Origin of the sequence: Burkholderia sp. Ac-20365 (assembly GCF_017104715.1) — a bacterium.
GTDB lineage: Bacteria > Pseudomonadota > Gammaproteobacteria > Burkholderiales > Burkholderiaceae > Paraburkholderia.
Genome location: NZ_JAAGPI010000003.1, coordinates 277,553 through 296,224, shown reverse-complemented (window position 1 = coordinate 296,224; position 18,672 = coordinate 277,553). Strand labels below are relative to the sequence as shown.

Here is an 18,672-nt window from a genome sequence, read left to right as displayed (position 1 = left end):
AATGACGATATTTAATTAGTCGGCCCTGAACAATTCTTTTCGTCGGTCACTCAACTCATGCTGTTGGCACGACGGCAACGGTACGGTTTAGCAAGGCGATGAGGACGAGGGCGTAAAAAAGCTTCAGCTTCCTGAGGATCATCCGCAGATTGTGGCCTGCGCCGCACAACACTGCCTACATCGCGTCACCGAGCGCGCCTTTGCGCCAGTTGCGATCGAGTTTTCCGTCTGCTTTCATGTGACCGATGGCAGGCTCGATTGCGCTTCGCCGCTTGATCATCGCGCGTAGTCCGCGCGTGATACCACGCCGCAAACCCGGGTGGTGGATCTTCACGCCGTCGATGGCGACACCCTTGTAGCCGCGATCCACGATGGCGGCTTCCGGCCTCACCTCGCTCAGAATCGCCGCCTGCTCCAACGCTTCGGCAAGCGTGTGACCATCGTACGGACTGCCCGGCATCGAGCGCATGCCAACTATCAGTCCTTCCTTGTGCGTCGTCGTGATCGACACTTTCGCGCCGAACTCATAGGGCGTACGCGCCTTGCCTTTGGCCAGACATTCGACTTCCGGTGCATGCAGCGCGTAGAGCTTGCTTTTGTCCTTCGGCTTCTGCGAGAGAATCCGCTTCGTGCGGTCAATCAGTTCTTGCAAGGCGACGCGGCCTGACTCTGCCACTTGGGTGACCCGTCGCTCCACATCGCGCATCATCCGCCCAACGCGCGAGCGCAGCGTGCGCAGCGTGCGCAACGCCTTCTTCATACGCTTATACTGCTTCGCGTGAGCGTAGCGGCCAATCTGCAGTCCCAGACGCGGCGCCTCGCGGTTGTAGTTCTGGCGCAGCTTCAGGCCGTTGCGGGCCGCAGCCTTCACCAGATGTTCGCGACACCGTTTGAGTAATCGCGAATCGGTTGGATGGGCAATCGCCGTCGGCATAACCGTCGTGTCTACAATCACGCGCTTAACGCGCGAGGGCCTTGATCACACCGGCGCGTCTGGCGGCTTCGATCGTCTCGGTCAGCAGTTCTTCAACGCCGGCTTCGCCCAGCCGCTTGCGCCAGCGCGTCAGGCTCGACGGGTCGATCGGCGGCTCGGTCTGCAAGTAAGTTTCGTCCGTGAACACCTGCCCAATACGGGTTGTCCATCCATTGCCAGACGACCTCTTCGTCCGACAGATCGAACGCGTGATGCAAATACAGTAGCCCGGCAATCAGGCAATCAGACGCGGCGAACTCGCGGGTCGACCTTTGCTGGACACGAAGCTCTCGCTCATCAACATGCCCAGCCGTTCCCAGTTGATGAGTTCGGCCAGTCGCTCCAACGGATGCTTCAGATTGATCTGCTCGCGCAGCGGATGCCGGAAGAAATCTTGTTCCGACACAGGCGTCTTCGGACCTATCTGCACCTCACCGGGAATTGCAGAATTCACGCATCAATATGCCAGGTCCCTGTAATTCTCACACCATTTCCGACCCAAAGCCTCACTAGAGATGGCTCTGCAGATTGTTCAGGGTCGACTAATTAGCGGAACGCGACATAAATTGGTGAAATCTAAACCGAAGTGGTCAGCGGGTGTCCCGGCATATAAGTCTCTCGGAGACTAGCTACTTGCGATCGGAACACCTATGATTGTTTGAGCATTTGAGCGCCGGGACATGCCTATGAAAACTATCTCGATGATATGAACCACCGTTCTTTATCAAGAGAGACTGTGGCATCGAGACTAGGCTTTAGAGGTGTTAACAGCACTTCGTGTAGCCGGTCCCAGACGCCGGCAGCCTGCCAGTCTCGTAGACGGCGCCAGCAACTCATGCCGATGCCGTAACCCATCTCGAGTGCCAGCGGGTCCCCGCGCAGGCTCGTCTACAAGATGAACAGGATGCCGGTTAGCACGGCCGGTCATCCAGTGGTCTGCGTCTGGAATATCGTGAGCGGCGAGGTTTGGCTGGGGGCAGCAAGAGAGGGTTCAATGAGTGCCCACAACTAATGATCGAGTAGTTTGGCCATGGCCTCTTCGTCACTGAAACAATGACGAGATCAAAAGTAATCGTTGGAAGTTGACAGACCAAGGCAATCATTTAATGCTTCTTAGTGAGGCGAGCCTAGACGAGGAGCCTCAAAGGGAGACGTCGATGACGACACTCTATGACTTCGGATACAACGGCCTGACCACCGGGCCACAAGTACACGCGGCAGGCGAACGGGACTTGTTGGTGGTACTCGCAAATCTAAATGGCAAGCCGGTTCAGCATCCAACCTCAAGCTATGAAGAGATTCTGTTTCCCAGTATTTTCGCATTCAACAACACCGGGCCATACTATCCGGGCAATGTAAAAGATTACTACTCTGTGAATTCATGCGGGCGTTTCACGTGGCGGCATGCTAAAACCGTCGGACCAATCGACCTTTCGCCTGAATTAAGTGAAATGGACCTCGGGGCTAGAAGACCAGCGATAGTGGATATCGTGCGCGACAGTGGGCTGTTTAACTTCACCGATTATAACTACCCATGGGGGAATTCAGATCCGTCAAAGCGTGAAATAGGTGTACTAATCATTGATAGCGGCGATAGTTCTATTGGCCAGACTGATGACACCTATAAACGGATAAGCGTTGTGAGTGGTATCACGAGCCTGACGCTTTCCGCTCACGAGCTCGCGCACCAGCTAGGAAGCATTGATCTCTACGGTTACCGAAATCTGAACTCACAGCTAACGCTTACTGGTCCACACGAAGGTAAAGATGGAGGAACTCAAGCTTGGCATCTGGACCCTTGGCATAAAATGCGGTTCGGGTGGTGCGAGCCCCGGCTGCATCAGCTGACGCCAGATGTCATGCCGCTGCGCCTTACTGCACCCGGGGCTCAGGATCCTGCTGGCGCAGTTATCCTCTACGATCAGGGCCGAGGAACGAACGAGTACTTTATCCTTGAGTTCCGAAATCCACGACAATCCGCTGGAAGGGGAGATGGCGCAGGCGTGGCCAGCTCGGGTTACGACGCGAATGCCTCAACCACGGGTATCGCGATTTGGCATGTCCAGACAGACAACGCCTTTAATCCGATCGAGCATGCTCCCTTGGGGCCGGACGGCCAACCCAAAAAATATAATTGTATCTTTGTCGACGCTGACCCCGGAGGCAGCTTAGATCCGATTTTGGATCAACCATATCCGGATTTCCAGATCGGCGGCACGAGGCTTTGGAGCGCTCGAAAGGTCACCCCGCCATTGCGCTGGCTGGATGGCAGCTCTACGGGAATCAAGCTGGCAGTGTTGGACTATGCGGTCGACGCCGACATCGCAGAGGTCGTTATTTTAGATGAGGCAGTAGATATCGATTCTGCTCGTCTATGGCCCTCTAGTCACAGCAGTCAAAATCTAATTGTGTCAACGTGGGGTTTGCGCGGCAACTTCGAATTACTTGCTCTCATCGGTGGATCCCTCATGCACTGCTGGCGAGAAAATGATCTATTGTCGCCGTTGTGGCACGGGCCATTTCCCGCAAGCGCATCTGACTCTGCGCAACCTCCAGCTGATCCGACCGGCATGGTCGCGCCGGTGGCACCCGTCGCAAAGGTGCCGGTTGCGGTGTCGCTGATTCAGAGTAACTACGGAAGTCCGGGGAATCTCGAAGCGGTGATTCGAGTCCATCCAGCAGTTGGAAAGGACTGGCTCGAGCATAAAGTCCGTGGTGCCGGCGGTTGGCATGCCTCACGGGCTATTCGCGTTGACAACCGGTTACTCGATGGAGTTACCGGAAACCCGGCATTCATACAATCGGATTTTGGTCACAAAGGGAATTTCGAACTGCTTGTAGCAGTCGGAACCGAACTCAGACATTACTATCGGGACAACGATCATCCGAATCTGCCGTGGCAAGGGCCGATTTTAGTGCATGACTGGAGTTATACTGCCGGCGTTAATATCGACCGTGCCCAACTCGCCCGTTGGCCTACTCACGTTTCGCTGATACAGAGTCGCCCCGGGTTCGGTAGCTTCGTGGCGGTGGTTCTAGTTGAGGCTATGGAGGGTGCGAACACTCTCGTGCTCTTCGAGATGGATAGCAACGGATGGCACGGGCCTTGGCCTATCTTTGCTGAGGGGGGGCAGATTCAAGGCTTAACGGGGAATCCGGCGCTCATCCAATCGGGCTATGGTGAGAATGGGAACTTCGAGTTACTGGTGCCTGTCGGGCAGCAAGTACATCATTATTGGCGCGACAACGATGCGCCTAAGCCTAAGTGGCATGGTCCGTTGGTCGCCGCCGATCTAGGTGGCATTAATCTGGAGCTTTTTAGGACGTTTGCAGAGACACCTCTTTCGGTTGCCCTCGTCCAAAACAGCCTGCATCCGCTGGGAGACCTCGAAGCGATTGTTCGCGTTCGACCGCACGTCGGAAACGACTATTTGCTGACGCTCGTGCGCGGTTCTAAGGGCTGGCATCGCGCTCCGTTGGTCGCAGACGGTACGCGACTCGACGAAGTCTCGGGCTTTTAACTTATTGCACTCCTAGCATAGGCAAGCGCAGCGCGTCCGCCCAGAAGTGCGGATCCCGCGTCGGCGAACTGAGGCGCAGAGTTTTCGCCGTCGTGGAAGACGTTGGCCCCTCCAAATGACGGGGAAGCAGACAGAAGGCGAGCTTCAACGAGGTAGCAAGGAGAGCTTCGTCCGCTAACGCGTAGTTTGCGGCAAGCAACGACTCGTTCCACGGATGGTAGGGTGAATGTGCCTTTCCTGACTAAGCCAACGAGGCGCACGATTCGCGCGCCCATCGATCGTGATTCATCTAGCTGGGCTTCGCCTGTCGATCGCTTCGCCGGGCCGCGCGATACCGCTGCGTCTCATCCGCGGTAAGATTCTCCACCGCTTGGACTTGCGCGCGATATTAGAACGATTTTTTCGATCATATGCATTTGGACGTTTGAACAGCATCGGTTGGAAACGGGCTTCACTAGCGATAAACGGGCTGAGGATTTGCTTTCCGTCCAATTTTCGGCGATGTATGGCAATTCGCGCTTTGACTCCAGCGCGACGCTGTGTCCTATCGCTCGCTTCGTCGCCGCGCGTTGGATGAATCGCCCCGGATTTTGTGGAGGCTCCAACTCTTGAGGGAAATGGAGCCATGAACAAGAAGGTAACCAAGTTTTCCCCGGAAGTGCGAGAGCGCGCAGTGCGTTTGGTGCGCGAGCCGCGTAGCGAACATCCATCGATGTGGGCGGCGGTCGAATCGATTGCGCCGATGATCGGCTGCACACCGCAGACACTGCACGAGTGGGTCAAGCGCGACCAGGTCGACCACGGTGAGCGCGATGGCACCACAGACGAGCGCGAGCGCCTCAAGGCCTTGAAGCGCGAAGTCAAGGAGTTGCGTCGTGTCAACGAAGTTCTCAAGGTCGCGAGCGCGTTTTTCGCCCAGGCGGAGCTCGACCGCCGTTTCAAGTCCTGAAGGCCTTCATCGATCAGCATCTCGACACCTTCGGGGAAGAGCCGATCTGCAAGGTCTTGCGGATTGCCCCGTCGGGCTACCGACGCCATGCCGCGCAGCTTCGTGATCCGTCGCGGCGCTCTGTTCGCGCAATCCTGAAGCGCATGATGGCTGAGGGAAATGACTGTCAGCCGCTAAACGGCGAACGATCACACTACTGCAAATTGTCAACAATCCAGCCTTGAGAGTCCAACGGCCGCTTCTGGCGGTCTGTACTCGTTCACAGGAACTGCCCGAACGCTGCCGTTGAAGATTTCAACGGCAGCTGAAGGTCACCTTCGTTGAACTGATGCTCTCGGCTATGGGGCGACATTCGCGATTGAGGGCATCTAGGCATCCGTATGTCCGCTCGCACAGGTCAGCCGCCGGCCCACTTGCGACGCGCCACTGTTAATGCCCAACTGTTCCGTTCGTTATCGAACATACAAATCAACCGTAAACGTTAAGACTTAAAAAGGAAAAGTTGCATGCTGATAAGGCTGCTGACTTGACACGTTTGCCGCGTCATAGCCTAAGTGAAGGACGCTAACTGCCGCAGGCAGGGAGGAAGCGTGGAAATGCAACCTAACGACGACCCTTCGTATTCGAAAGGAGGGACGGCGGGCCATAGTTATGGCGACCGCCTTCTTGCTACTTGCGGCTATTTGTTGATCATTGCTTCGGTTTTGTGCTTTGGCGTAATTGCTTGGCTAAAGCTTCACGAATCCCTTGGTACGACAGGTTCCAAGCGGTATGAGGACATGCTCGATCTTTTGCAGCACGAGTCCGGGACTATCAGTTTGCTCATAATCGCAGTCGTCGCGGCCAGTCTTGGGAAAGGTTTGCTGATAACCGTACATATGGCGGATGCGCGAACTATCCCCTACGAAGACTTGGAGCTAGTTGAACAGGCGGTAAAAGATGGGAAGCCTGAACCAATTGACCAGTACGTTAGACTGCGAAGTCTCACGGGCATGTCGGGTACTTTCACAAAACTTGGTATTACTGGCTTGCCTTTAACGACAGTCGCGCTGACATTGATTTTCTCGTTTATGTCTTTACTCCCTATCGCTCGCGCTGAGAGCTTTCTCGATCTTGCAAAGCTCACTTTGGGTGCATTTATCGGATCGTTCGTTCAGAGGCAAGTTGAACAGAGACGACAGGCAACATCCGATGCGGAGAGGGGCCTCACGCGTAGGCCGGACTTGCCTACGTAGCTTTGAATGATTTAAATACGAGACGGTTTTCGGGATTCAGCAAGTTCTTTCAGAGACTGTACAGACTAGAGACATAGCGGAAGATCCGGCGCGAAGCATATCGTGACTGCCACGGCAGACTCAGCTTCGCTCGACGAGATTGCGCAACTATCTGTCTGGCTATCAAATAACAGATCCAGCTTCGCCAAGAAACCTGCTTGCAGGAAAGGGGCCTTTAGGACGAGGCGATGCCTTGTGAGACAACGCCCAGGTGGCCGGACCAACACACCTGCAGTACTTGCGAAGCATGCCTATTCGCGCTGTAGCCTTGCAGCACATTGGTCATGGATTTTGCCGACGAGGGGCACGCGATAATCGAGACACCCACCTCAAGTAAAAAGTGACGCCACTGCCTTCTCAGTGCTGCGTCCCAAGGTCACGAGGACGTCAGGTGCCAGGTCGACCGCCATGCGGACGACGCTTACTCTGTCCCCCATTCTGGATGCGCACCGTTGGCGCGCATCCAGACGAGCGAGAGTTCGACCACATGATCCGTCCTGAGTCAGTCACCGGTGCGTGCCATGGCCACAAGTTCGCCGACCACGAGATAGCACAGCATTTCTGCTCCGGCCTCGTCGTCGAAAACTATCGATATGGCTACGCGTTCACGGCCGCGCGAAATCGGCGGCCGTCAGTTCAAGGTGCGTGGCTGGATGAGCGAGCACCTTGCGTTCGGCGATCGCGCGGATCCGGCCATAACCATCGCGGAAGGCCCGCAGGATCCGGATGTCATCCGCGTGCGGTTCAAGCCAGAAGCAGTCCTGCAGCGCCCTGATCGTCACCACGCATTCGACGATCCCCTGGGGACCAGGAAGACTGAATGAGACGCCGCGACCGGCGAGCACCTGAGGGGCGACTTCAAGGGTGTCCATAAGAATCAGCAGGGAAGGCAAGAGAAGCGGGTGAATGATTGTTGCATAGAGAATGCGGCGTGAATATCGGGATACCCGTTCGCTGCCTGGTATGTGACGCTTCGCCTTCGATGATCCCGAAGAAGCTCACCGTTAGCCGGCCACACATGTACCCGGTTTGCGCACACCGCAACTTCATTTTCGAATGGCGAAGGCTTCTGCGAACTGGCGAGCCCGTTTGACCTCATCGCTGTGCAGGTAGATCGACGTGGTGGACACCGACGCGTGCCGAAGATTGTCCCGCACCGCAGTGAGCTCGGCGCCATTGCCCAGCGCGTGCGTGGCGTGCGTGTGCCGCATCCAGTGCGGACTCGCGCGCCGGAGCTTGTCCGCTAGGGGCGCGTGATCGGCTTCGATCGATTTCGCTGCCAGCACAAAAAACCGCCTCATCACGACCCACAGCCGCGCACTGCTGATGGCTGCGCCGCTGTCCGTTTCCAGGCTACCGAGGATAGGGGTTGCCGGATGCCAGCGTACAGGCACGACGGGCAATTCGCGTTCGGCCAGATAGCGCGCGAGTGCATCCCAGGCGAGCGGCGGCAGCGCGACGCGTGCGAGCTTTTTGCCTTTGCCCGTGACCCGTAGCCAGTGCTCGCTGCGCGCATCCGTTTCCGCCTGCCCGAGCGTGGCGCCAACCAGCTCACTGGCCCGCAGCCCGGTCGCATAGCCGAAATCGAGCAGGAAACGCAGCCGCTGCGCGGCGGGTGCGCTCCAGCCGTACGACCACTCGAGCCCGTCGGCAATCGTGCGCACCAGCGCCCACTCGCCGTCCGTGAAGGCGCGCGAGGCATCGAGCGCGGTCGGACTGCTGCCGCGAACCTTGACGCCCGCAAACGGGTTGGCCAGCACGTAGCGCTGCTCGACGAGCCAGCGGAACAGCGCGCCAAGGATCGACAGCGCATGGGCCACCGAGCGCGTGGAGAGACTACCATTGAAGGGGCGCCAGTCGGGTGAGGTGCGGGCGCGCACGGGACCCACCCAGCGGGCGCGGGGCGAGGGCTGCCGCAGGAAGGCGCGATAGGCGATCGCGTCTTCGGTGGTCAGCGACGACAGCGCGCGGCCACGTTCGACGATCGCCCACAGGATCAGGCGCTCGGCTTCCTTGCGGTAGGTGCGCTGGGTGGCGGGGGATTCGTGCAGCGCGAGCCACGTCTGGACCGCCTGATAGTCGTTGGTTGCATCGAGCGTGCAGGTGGCGGGCGGGGCGCGGAACGTGCCGGTTGATCCGTCGACCTCGTGCGGCAGGCGGATCGCTTCCCACGGCACGATGTCGTTGCGCTGGCGGGTGACCACCAGCGCGCGCGCTTTCTCCGTGAGGGCAGGCCACGCGGCGAAGAACACTTCAATGGCCCGTGCGCTGGCCACGCCGAGTCCAGGGACGGCTTTCCACCACTGGCGCCGGCGCGGAATGCGCACGGTCAGATCGGCGAGCGTCGTGATGCCGTGGGCGTTAAGTACCCGTACGGCACGCGGTGCGAACCATTGCGCGATGTCGTCGGCGATCTGCGGTTGCGATGGGCGCGCGGTGCGCAGCACGTCGATGGCGTGACCCACGGCCTTCGCGTGCTGCTCGCGCGCGGTGACGGGATGGTCTAGCAGTTCCGCAAGATCGTCGCGATGGGCGGCGCGGGCGAGCGCAATGAGCCTGCGACGGAGCTGGCCGATCACGCCGCGCGCCGATTTGCCGCCGCCGAGCGAGGCGGGCAGATAGTGCGCGACGGCCTGCCGCACGGGCAGGCCCGCGTACCAGGCGCGCAGCGCGGCGAGTTCGCTGGCATCCGGAAACCCGGCCGGCATCGGATTTATTAGGGCCATATCAACAGAAATCTGGTTTCAGCTATTTTTTGAATCTGCCAAGTTTAACGCATAAATCGATGCGTTATGATAAGAAAACTTATCGCAATAGCGCGGTTTGGTTTTTCAGGAAGTAGATATAGAACCGCGCTCACGCAAGTAAAGTTGTGTCTAGATTGCAAGTAAAGTTGTGTCTATCCCGGCGACCTTCCATTGCATACGACGTTTTCTCCCGATTGGGAGAAGGTTGGCGTCTGATTTGCACGTCGTGATCGCTTCGCAATCGTTCTGCTGTCTATTTTGTTGCGAAATCCTTTCGAAGTGTGCATCGCGACACAACTTTACTTGCAGGGCCAGGCCTCGATAGACACAACTAATGACATGGTCCGCGCCGCCTCACCAGGCGGGTTACGCTAGGGGCGCCTACTCGTAACGGGAGACAATCATGGATCATGCGACGCTGGTTGGTATCGACCTTGGCAAGCACAGCTTTCACGTTCACGGCCAGGACAGCAAGGGCAAGGCTGTGTTCCGGAGGAAGCTCGGACGCAAGCAACTGATCGAATTCTCCGCCACCTACGCGCACCTGCACCGTCGTCATGGAGGCATGTGCCGGTTGCCATTTTATGGCACGCAGGCTGGCTGCGTTCGGCCACGACGTCAGGCTGATTTCTCCGCAGTTTGTGCGGCCGTTCGTCAAATCGAACAAGAACGATTTTGTCGATGCCGAAGCGATCTGCGAAGCTGCATCGCGTCCAGCCATGCGCTTTGTTACGCCGAAGACCGAGTCCCAGCAAACGTTGTGAGTGCTACACCGGGTACGTGAGACGATGGTCAAAGACCGAACGAGAACGATCAACCAGATGCATGGCTTCCTGCTGGAATTCGGTGTCAGCCTGCCAGTCGGCAAAACCGGAATTGTGCGGCTGCCGGAGGTTCTGAGCTTCCATTCTTTGCCACCCCGGCTGGTCGCGATCCTCGAGCGGCTACACACGCACTACCAATACCTGCAGCAGCAGATCGGCGAGATCGATCGCGAACTTGCACGGCAGCTCGCGGACGATGACAACGCACAAGCGCTGATGAGCATCCCGGGCATCGGCCCGATCACGGCAAGCGTGCTCGCTTCCGAAATGGGCGATGGCAAGCAGTTCAGATGCAGCCGCGATTTCGCGGCTTCGCTCGGCCTCGTTCCCCGTCAGTACAGTACGGGCGGAAGACCGAACCTGCTCGGAATCAGTCGACGCGGCGACAAGAACATTCGAAGCCTGCTCGTTCAATGTGCAAGGGCCTACATGCGATGTCTGGAGAAGCGATCCGGGCGGCTGGCAGACTGGACTCGCGCGCTTCTGACACGGCGCCATTCCAACGTCGTGGCGTGCGCACTGGCCAACAAGCTGGCGCGCACTGCCTGGGCGATTATTACCCGCCACACAACCTTTGATCCGGGGCTTGCTAAAGCGCCGGCTTGAACACGCACAGCCTCAATCAACCTCTCTGCTTTTGCGACGACTGAAACCTGATGACGTGAACGGCATACCGGCCTGCGGAACACCCCGGCAAGTAAAGAGGCTCCCGAAGCCGCTCAACTTTGTGGGGGCCGCAGGCGCGAACTTCATCGTGGCGCGGGGAAGTTGTCCCCACTTCGACGCCGGATAGATTCGAGCAAGCCAACACTGCATCAAGCTTCAGGGGTTGCAAAACTGGGGCGGACCAAAGATTTACTTGCAATGGAAATTGCCACCGGATCCTTTGCCAGTGTGCCTGAGCGGGGAATTTCACGACGCACCACGATAGGCACAACTTTGCTTTAGTGAGCGAACGTGTGCTCACGGGGGTATTCGAATGAAAGGGACTTCCCCGTCCCGAGGCTGCGGCGGAAGCCGCGAGTCGGCATCAAAGCGCCATGATGGAAAGTTTAGGCTTCGTCAACGCCAGCAGGAGGGGAAGTCCGTTTCATTCGATTACCCCGGACAGGGAAGCAAGCATTTTTTTTAAGACGGATGGCCAATTGCCTTCTACCGGATGGAAGCGTGTCCCATCATCGGTCAGTGCTTCTCAACGCGGCGACATACGTCGCCGCTTCACATCAGAACTTGTGACGCATCCCCACTCGCAGTACAAGCTGATGGTTGTCATTCGATGGCGTGACGCCGTTAATCGCAGCCACCGCGCTGCTGCCAGTCGAATCCGTACCGGATGCTTTCTGATAGATCCCGACGAAGTACACATCCGTGCGCTTCGAGAGGAAGTAGTCCGCACCTGCCTGCGCCTGATGATAGGTTGCGCCGTCCCGGCCGCTTACAGAACTGCCTTTCGTGTAGTCATAGGCCACGCCGACGAGGAATGCAGGCGTTATCTGATACTTGACGTTGACTTCGACGTTGTTGAACATCGCGGTACCGCGATTGCCGAATGGATTCGGACCTGATCCGCCGCCGTTGAGATCGTCGAAACGCGTATTCGAATAGGTACCGCCAAACGTAGCAGCACCATAGGTATACGCGCCGCCCGCCGCGTATACCTCCTGGGTCCGCGCATTGGCAAAGCCGGAAAACACCGGCGACGCGATGTTATTCAGCGACGCGAGCGGCGCGGAGCCCGTCGTATTCGCAAGTGCGCTGGTGCCGTAGAACGAGGTGTTCGGATTCCGGATGTTCAGGTAGCCGACGCCGAGTCCGAGCGGGCCGTTGTAGTACGAGCCACCAAGCGACCAGATCTGATTCTGGCTGATATTTCCCGCTACACCGCCGAGGCTATACACGCCGCCGAACGTGAAGCCGCCATAGTTACTGCTCGTGTACTTGATCGCGTTGTTGACGCGATTCGAGTTGTTGATATTGTCGAGGTCGCCCGGATGCGCGGTGTAGAAGCCGCCCCATTGATCGCCGACTTCGAACAGACCGACATAGTCGACCACGGAATCGTACTGACGGCCAAGTGTCACCGTGCCATACGGTGTGCCCAGGCCGATGTACAGCTGGCGCCCGAAGAGCAGCCCGCCCTGGCCGAGCTTCCCGCTGCTGAGATCCATGCCGCCTTCGAGGACGAAAAGCGCCTTCATGCCGCTGCCAAGATCTTCAACGCCTTTCAAACCCCACCGGCTCGCCTGAATTTCACCGCTCACGAGGCTGTACTGGTGTGAACCATGGGAGTTGTTGTTGAACGTCAGGCCTTCATCGACAATACCGTAAAGGGTGACACTGCTCTGCGCCTGCGCGACTGCGCAATACGATCCGAGTGCTCCGATGACTCCGGCGATACAAATTGACTTTTTCATCCTGTTTCCAGAATTATTTGTTGACATGGGTCCCTTAGTGCGAAACCAAGAGCAAGTTTCACGGTCATGATTCGCCGGCCGCGAGGCTAACTGCAAAGCAGGCATCCTAAGCAAACTAGATTGATGCAATACCGGTGTGATCGCTTGACTGTCGGGGGCTATCAATAGCGCGTGCATGCGCGTTCCGATGGCACGACTGGCGCGCATCGTAGTCGACGGGTAGCAATCAGAATCGCAGCGGCTCTTATTTGCGACGAAAATTAAGCGGCCTATTTTGTCTTGTCAATGGAACATTTGATGCGCAAAATGTCCTATTGCCGCGCAGAATGTTGAGTCGTCTGCGGCGCCCGGATTTTTCGGTGTTTTCCCGATGGAACAAGCTGGTACGGTGCTTGTTCCACTGGTTATACGGTACCGGCTATGCAACCCGTTGCGTGCATGTATTTGATTCGCCCCGGAGAAGATCCGGCGACGGAAGCAAAGCTTGCGAACCTCTTACGAGGAGTTTGGCCTTCATAGGCGCGTACGAAGTAGAACAATCTTTATTTTCCAGTTTGTTCTATTGACCTGACATTACGACACTTCTAGAGTGACCTCCATGGAAACGACGCTGCCACTGCCGAAATATCACCAGATCTACCTGGTGTTGCGCGAGCAACTTCAGGAAGGCCGCTTCGACGACGAAGGCATGCCCGGCGAACACCTTCTCGCCGAACAGTTTTCAGTCGCACGCATCACGATACGCAAGGCAATGGAGATGCTCGTCGCGGATGGGTTGGTAACGCGGCGACCCGGCATAGGTACGTGGCCGCTGCGCGTTGCCGCAGGAAAAAAGCAGGGTGATTCGAAAGCTGCGCCGGTTTCGCGCCAGAAAGCGCATCTGACCGGCCTGCTGGAAAACATCGTCAATATGGGCCTTCGGACCACGGTCGAAGTGCTCGACAGTACGGTGGTGCTCGCCTCGGAAGCAGTCGCCGAAGCGCTGCACCTGGCTGTGGGCGACGCCGTCTATAAGAGCGTGCGGGTGCGCAGCACGTCGGCGGGCCCTGTCTCGTTCATCACCACGCACGTGCCGAAAGCCGTGGCGGAAATCAAAAGCCGCGACCTTAAGCGCAAGCCCTTGCTGATGTTGCTCGAGGAAGCGGGCGTGCAACTCGGCGGCGCGACACAAACCATTTCCGCGTGCCTTGCCGATGCCGTAGTGGCACGCCATCTGGATGTCGCGGTCGGTTCGGCGCTGCTCGCGGTCACCCGCCTGGTGCGTGACACCGACGAGCGACCCGTACAACTGTTGCAAGGCCTGTACAGGCCCGACCGTTATCAATATCAACTACAGCTCTCGCGAATCGGCGACATCGACGCCAAGGTCTGGGTCAGCGAAGAACTGTCCGCCACATTCAACTAACGCTATCCAACGGAGTTCGCATGAGTTCGCGTCGCATATTTCTGCGTCAGTCCACCGCCGCAGCCGCACTGGTTGCCGCACCTTGGGTCGCGCGCGCGGCGAACGCCAGGAGCATCAAGGTCGGTGTGCTGCATCCTGTCACGGGCGCGGTGGCATATTCGGGGCAGCAATGTCGTCTCGGTGCGCTGCTGGCCATCGAGGACATCAACAACGCGGGCGGAATCAAGTCGCTGGGCGGCGCGCTGATCGAGCCGGTACTGGGCGATGCGCAGTCGCGTCCCGAAGCCGGTGCGGCCGAAGTCGAGAGAATGAACGAGGCCGGCGTCTCGGCGATTGTCGGTGCCTATGCATCGGCAATCTGTCTCGCGACGACGCAAACGGCTGCGAAATACGGCTTGCCGCATGTCGTCGACGTGGGCGTGGCGGATCAGATCGTCGAGCGCGGCCTGACCAATACATTCCGCTTCGGTCCCGGCTACCGGATGTGCAGTGCGCGCGCGGTGGAGAATCTCAACGCACTGAATACCGACGCCGGCAAGCCCGCCAAAACGGTGATGATCGTGCACGAAGAGTCGCTGTTCGGCACGGGTACGGCTGCATTGCTGAGCAGCGAACTGCCGAAGTACGGCTTCGAGATCAAGGAAGTCATCAAGCATCCGAATCCGACGCGCGACTTCAACAATATCGTGTTGCGCATGCGTGCAGTCAATCCGGATATCGTCATCCCGGCAAACTACTACAACGAGTACGCGCTGCTGCTGCGCGCGATGAAGCAGCAGAGGGTTCGTCCGAAAGCAATCTATTCGGTGCTGGGCGGCGCGGCGTCGAGCTACAAGTTCCTGAAGGAGTTTCCGGATATTGCCGACGGCATCATCGATTGCAACCACTGGTTCAATCCGAAGGATGCGCGCGTCGGACCATTGCGCAAGCGGGTCGAGGCAAAGGGCGCGTATTTTTCGTATGAAGTGTTCATGACGTACACCGCGACGATGCTGCTTGCCGATGCGCTCGAGCGCGCCAGATCGGCCGATCGCGCGGCAATCAACGCGGCGCTTGCAGCGAGCACGTTTAAAGATCACATGATGCCGTATGGACCGACGCATTTCGTCAACGGTCAGAACACGGGCGCGCAGCCGCTGCTGACACAGGTACTCGGTGGCGATATCAAGGTCGTGCTGCCGCCCCCGTATCGCGAAGTCGCGCCGCAATTTCCGCTCAAGAGCTGAGGCGGCGCATGTTCGATCCCGTCATCCTTTTGTCGGCGCTGCTCAACGGACTGACCACGGGTGCCGTGTATGCACTCATTGCGCTTGGCCTCTCGCTGATCTATGGCGTGCTGTATCATCAACTTCGCGCACGGCGCGGCGCTGATGATCGCGCTCTATGCGGTCTTTCTGCTGAAGGAGCGGCTGGGCATCGACCCGTACGTGGCGTTGCCCATCGTGACGCTCGGCATGTTCGCGTTTGGCTACCTGCTGCAGCGATTCGTGATCAACCGCGCGAGCAACGGCAAGGACGAAAACATTCTGCTGGTTACGCTCGGTCTGTCCATCGTGCTCGAAAACCTCGCGCTCGTCTGGTTCCATTCCGATACGCGCAACATCGAAACAGCGTACACGCTGTCGACGGTCGAAATCGGCCCGGCCATGATCGCCTTGCCCAAGGTCATCGCCTTTTTCGGGGCGCTGGTCGTCGCGGCGGTGTTGTTCCTGATCATCCGCATGACCGATCTGGGCCGCGCGATACGCGCGGTTTCACGCGAGAAGCACGGCGCGAAGCTGATGGGTATCGATGTCGACAAGGTCTACGCGCTGTCCTTTGGCATCGGCATGGCATGTCTCGGCGCGGCGGCCTGTTTCCTGTTGCCGACGTACTACGTCAATCCCCAGGTGGGAAGCGGCTTCGTGCTGATCGCGTTCACGATCGTGGTGCTGGGCGGCATGGGCAGCTTTGCGGGCGCGTTGGTCGGTGGCCTGCTCATCGGCGTGGTCGAGTCACTCGGGGGTTTGTGGTTTGGTGATTCACTTGGCCAGATGGGCATCTTCGCGATCTTCATTTTTGTGCTGCTGGTGCGCCCTCAAGGGCTTTTCGGTGCGAGGGCCTGACTGATGCGCGACGTTCGTTCGATCCTGATCTTCGGTGTGCTGCTCGCCGTGGCCGCGAGCGTGCTGCAATCCGGCGTGCTGCTCACGTTTCTGATGATGTCGCTCTATGCGGTGTTGCTATCGCAATCATGGAACATTCTCGGCGGCTATGGCGGGCAATTGTCGTTTGGACATGCATTGTTCTTCGGCGTCGGTGCGTACACGCAGGCCATTGCGCAATTGAGCTGGGGCTGGAATCCGTGGCTTGCGTTGCCGGTTGCAATCGCATTCGGCGCATTTGCCGGGCTGGTGGTGGGCGCGCTCGCGTTTCGCGGCGGACTCAAGGGTTCCTACTTCGCGCTGGTGACGCTGGCCTTTGCCGAAGTGGCGCGCATTCTTGCGGTGTCGGTGTCGTTCACGGGCGGCGGCGTGGGTCTGATGGTGCCGTTGCATGCAAGCGCGGCGAATCTCCAGTTTGGGTCCAGGCGCGGCTATGTGTATCTGCTGCTGGCATTCGTGCTGGCTGCGTTGCTGGTCACCACATGGTTGCGTCATTCACGTTTCGGCGCATACCTGCAGGCAGTGCGTGACAACGAAAGCGCCGCGCGGGCGATCGGCGTAGATCCCGTGCGCGTGAAGCTGGGCGCGGTTGCGTTGTCGGCGGCGTTCATGGGTGCGGCGGGCGCGTGCTATGTGCAGATGTTCCAGTACATCGATGCAGGTATCGCGTTTGGTCCGGCGATCTCGATCGAAGCGCTGGTGGGCGTGATTGTCGGCGGAGTCGGCACGTTATGGGGACCGGTAGTCGGCGCAGCGCTTCTTTATGTCCTCGGTGAATCGACGCGCAACCTGTTCGGCGAATTGCCGGGTATCAGCATGGTGATCTATGGCGTGGTGCTGGTGGTGATCGTCATGTTTTCGCCGCGCGGCCTGACGGGGGCGGGCATGTCGGCGCGTCGCATGATGGGCCGGCCGGCGAAACTGGATCGCGCCCGCGAGCGCAAGGAGGAAGCCCGTGTCTGATGCGCTTTTGCAGGCTCGTGGCCTGTCCGTCACATTCGGTGGCCTGAAGGCGGTGCAGGACGTCAGTCTCGATGTCATGCCCAACACGCTGACGGCACTCGTCGGTCCGAACGGTGCCGGCAAGACGACGCTGTTCGCATTGCTATCGGGGTTTCTTCGTCCTGGCGCGGGGCGCGTGCAGTATCTCGGGCGCGACATTACGGGGATGGCGCCGCATCAGTCGGCCAGGCTCGGCTTGACGCGCACGTTCCAGATCGTGCAGCCGTTCGGCGCACAGACTGTGCGTGAGAACATTGCGGTTGGCGCACACCTGCATCAACCTGGGCGGCGGGCCGCGCTGGCCGCTGCAGAAGAAGTCGCCGAACGGGTGAACCTGCATGCCAACCTCGATAAACCCGCGGCTGACCTGACCGTGGGTGGCCGCAAGCGTCTCGAACTGGCGCGAGCGCTTGCGACGAAGCCTCGTTTGCTGTTGCTCGATGAAGTGCTCGCAGGGCTGAACCCAAGCGAGATCGACGAAATGATCCCGGTTATTCGCGGTCTCGTCGACAGCGGCGTGACGGTGCTAATGATCGAGCACGTGATGCGCGCGGTGATGAGTCTCGCTGAACACGTATGGGTGCTGGCGCAAGGCCGCTTGATCGCAGGCGGCACGCCACGTGAAGTGACATCGGACCCGGCGGTGATCGAAGCCTATCTCGGTCACGGCACGGCCAAACGGCTGGCACGTGAAGGAGAACTTCGGTGAGCGCATTGCTTGAAGTGAGCGGGCTTCGCACCGGCTATGGGCGCACCGAAGTGCTGCGCGGCGTGGACATGCGTGTCGACGAAGGCGAGATTGTCGTGCTGCTCGGCAGTAACGGTGTCGGCAAGACCACGCTGAACAACACGGTGTGCGGCATTAATCCTGTATGGCAAGGCGCCGTGCGTTTCGACGGTCACGACCTCACGGGGCGGCACTACCGCGCAGTGGTCGGAGCCGGTCTGATCCAGGTGCCGGAAGGGCGGCGAATTTTTCCGAACCTGAGCGTGCTCGAAAACCTCGAGCTTGGCGCCTACACGCGCGGCAAGCCGAACCGCCGCCGTAATCTCGCGCGGATGCTGGAGATTTTCCCGCGTCTTGGCGAACGGCTCGATCAGCCGGCGGGCACGATGTCGGGCGGCGAGCAGCAGATGCTCGCGATCGGTCGCGGCTTGATGGCCGAGCCGCGTTTGCTGATTCTGGACGAACCGTCGCTGGGATTGTCGCCGCTGATGGTCGAAGAAATGTTTGCGCTGATTGCGCGGCTGCGTAGCGACGGACTCGCGATCCTGCTGGTCGAACAGAACGTTGCCCAGTCGCTCGAAGCGGGGCAGCGCGGCTACGTGCTGGAGAACGGGCTGGTCCAGTACTCCGGCACCTGTGCGGATTTGATGGCCAGCGACGAATTGCGTCGCGCCTATTTGGGGATGTAGTCG

Annotated in this window: 10 protein-coding genes, 5 pseudogenes and 1 other annotated feature; of the genes and pseudogenes, 10 read left to right on the top strand and 5 right to left on the bottom strand. The window is 58.9% G+C overall.

Annotated features, from left to right (window positions below; all coding sequences use genetic code 11):
• Window positions 1–55: 55 nt before the first annotated feature.
• Together G3O01_RS07800 and G3O01_RS45185 are read right to left on the bottom strand one after the other, a co-directional pair.
• Window positions 56–1,397: pseudogene (locus G3O01_RS07800) on the bottom strand (IS5 family transposase).
• Window positions 1,398–1,738: 341 nt separating this feature from the next.
• Window positions 1,739–1,894: pseudogene (locus G3O01_RS45185) on the bottom strand (IS5/IS1182 family transposase); the annotation flags it as partial.
• A gap of 236 nt (window positions 1,895–2,130) precedes the next feature.
• Here G3O01_RS45185 and G3O01_RS07790 point away from each other — a divergent pair.
• The 3 genes and pseudogenes from G3O01_RS07790 to G3O01_RS07780 all read left to right on the top strand — a co-directional run bounded on the left by G3O01_RS07790 (window position 2,131) and on the right by G3O01_RS07780 (window position 6,678).
• A complete protein-coding gene (locus G3O01_RS07790; RefSeq protein WP_205803937.1) occupies window positions 2,131–4,494 on the top strand; it encodes a hypothetical protein in 2,364 nt (787 codons plus the stop codon).
• A 625-nt stretch (window positions 4,495–5,119) separates the two neighbouring features.
• A pseudogene (locus G3O01_RS07785) lies at window positions 5,120–5,562 on the top strand (transposase); the annotation flags it as partial.
• Window positions 5,398–5,514 (top strand) — a sequence feature (AL1L pseudoknot). (Overlaps the previous pseudogene by 117 nt.)
• A gap of 477 nt (window positions 5,563–6,039) precedes the next feature.
• Window positions 6,040–6,678, top strand: a complete 639-nt coding sequence (locus G3O01_RS07780; RefSeq protein ID WP_205803936.1) for a hypothetical protein — start codon at window positions 6,040–6,042, stop codon at window positions 6,676–6,678.
• A gap of 644 nt (window positions 6,679–7,322) precedes the next feature.
• On the opposite strand, the gene G3O01_RS07775 is transcribed toward G3O01_RS07780, so the two are convergent.
• Together G3O01_RS07775 and G3O01_RS07770 are read right to left on the bottom strand one after the other, a co-directional pair.
• Window positions 7,323–7,589, bottom strand: a complete 267-nt coding sequence (locus tag G3O01_RS07775) for a DUF1488 family protein (protein ID WP_205803935.1) — start codon at window positions 7,587–7,589, stop codon at window positions 7,323–7,325.
• Window positions 7,590–7,763: 174 nt separating this feature from the next.
• Entirely contained in the window at window positions 7,764–9,443 is a 1,680-nt protein-coding gene (locus G3O01_RS07770) for a site-specific integrase (protein WP_205803934.1), read from the bottom strand.
• Between the two features lie 424 nt (window positions 9,444–9,867).
• Between G3O01_RS07770 and G3O01_RS07765 the strand changes: the two are divergent.
• Window positions 9,868–10,894, top strand: a pseudogene (locus G3O01_RS07765) (IS110 family transposase).
• 617 nt (window positions 10,895–11,511) lie between these two features.
• Here G3O01_RS07765 and G3O01_RS07760 read toward each other — a convergent pair.
• Window positions 11,512–12,702 (bottom strand): porin, encoded by a 1,191-nt coding sequence (locus G3O01_RS07760; protein WP_205803933.1) that lies wholly within the window; start codon window positions 12,700–12,702, stop codon window positions 11,512–11,514.
• A 598-nt stretch (window positions 12,703–13,300) separates the two neighbouring features.
• On the opposite strand from G3O01_RS07760, the gene G3O01_RS07755 reads away from it, so the two are divergent.
• From G3O01_RS07755 to G3O01_RS07730, 6 genes and pseudogenes are all read left to right on the top strand, one after another.
• Window positions 13,301–14,107 (top strand): GntR family transcriptional regulator, encoded by an 807-nt coding sequence (locus G3O01_RS07755; RefSeq protein ID WP_205803932.1) that lies wholly within the window; start codon window positions 13,301–13,303, stop codon window positions 14,105–14,107.
• Window positions 14,108–14,127: 20 nt separating this feature from the next.
• Window positions 14,128–15,333, top strand: coding sequence for an ABC transporter substrate-binding protein (locus tag G3O01_RS07750; protein ID WP_205803931.1), 1,206 nt, complete (start codon window positions 14,128–14,130; stop codon window positions 15,331–15,333).
• Window positions 15,334–15,341: 8 nt separating this feature from the next.
• Window positions 15,342–16,212: pseudogene (locus G3O01_RS07745) on the top strand (branched-chain amino acid ABC transporter permease).
• Between the two features lie 3 nt (window positions 16,213–16,215).
• Window positions 16,216–17,214, top strand: a complete 999-nt coding sequence (locus G3O01_RS07740) for a branched-chain amino acid ABC transporter permease (RefSeq protein WP_205803930.1) — start codon at window positions 16,216–16,218, stop codon at window positions 17,212–17,214.
• Entirely contained in the window at window positions 17,207–17,962 is a 756-nt protein-coding gene (locus tag G3O01_RS07735) for an ABC transporter ATP-binding protein (RefSeq protein WP_205803929.1), read from the top strand. Before G3O01_RS07740 ends, G3O01_RS07735 begins: the two co-directional genes overlap by 8 nt.
• Window positions 17,959–18,669: an ABC transporter ATP-binding protein gene (locus G3O01_RS07730; protein WP_205803928.1), complete on the top strand. Its 711-nt coding sequence runs from the start codon at window positions 17,959–17,961 to the stop codon at window positions 18,667–18,669. Before G3O01_RS07735 ends, G3O01_RS07730 begins: the two co-directional genes overlap by 4 nt.
• The last annotated feature ends 3 nt before the right edge of the window (window positions 18,670–18,672 follow it).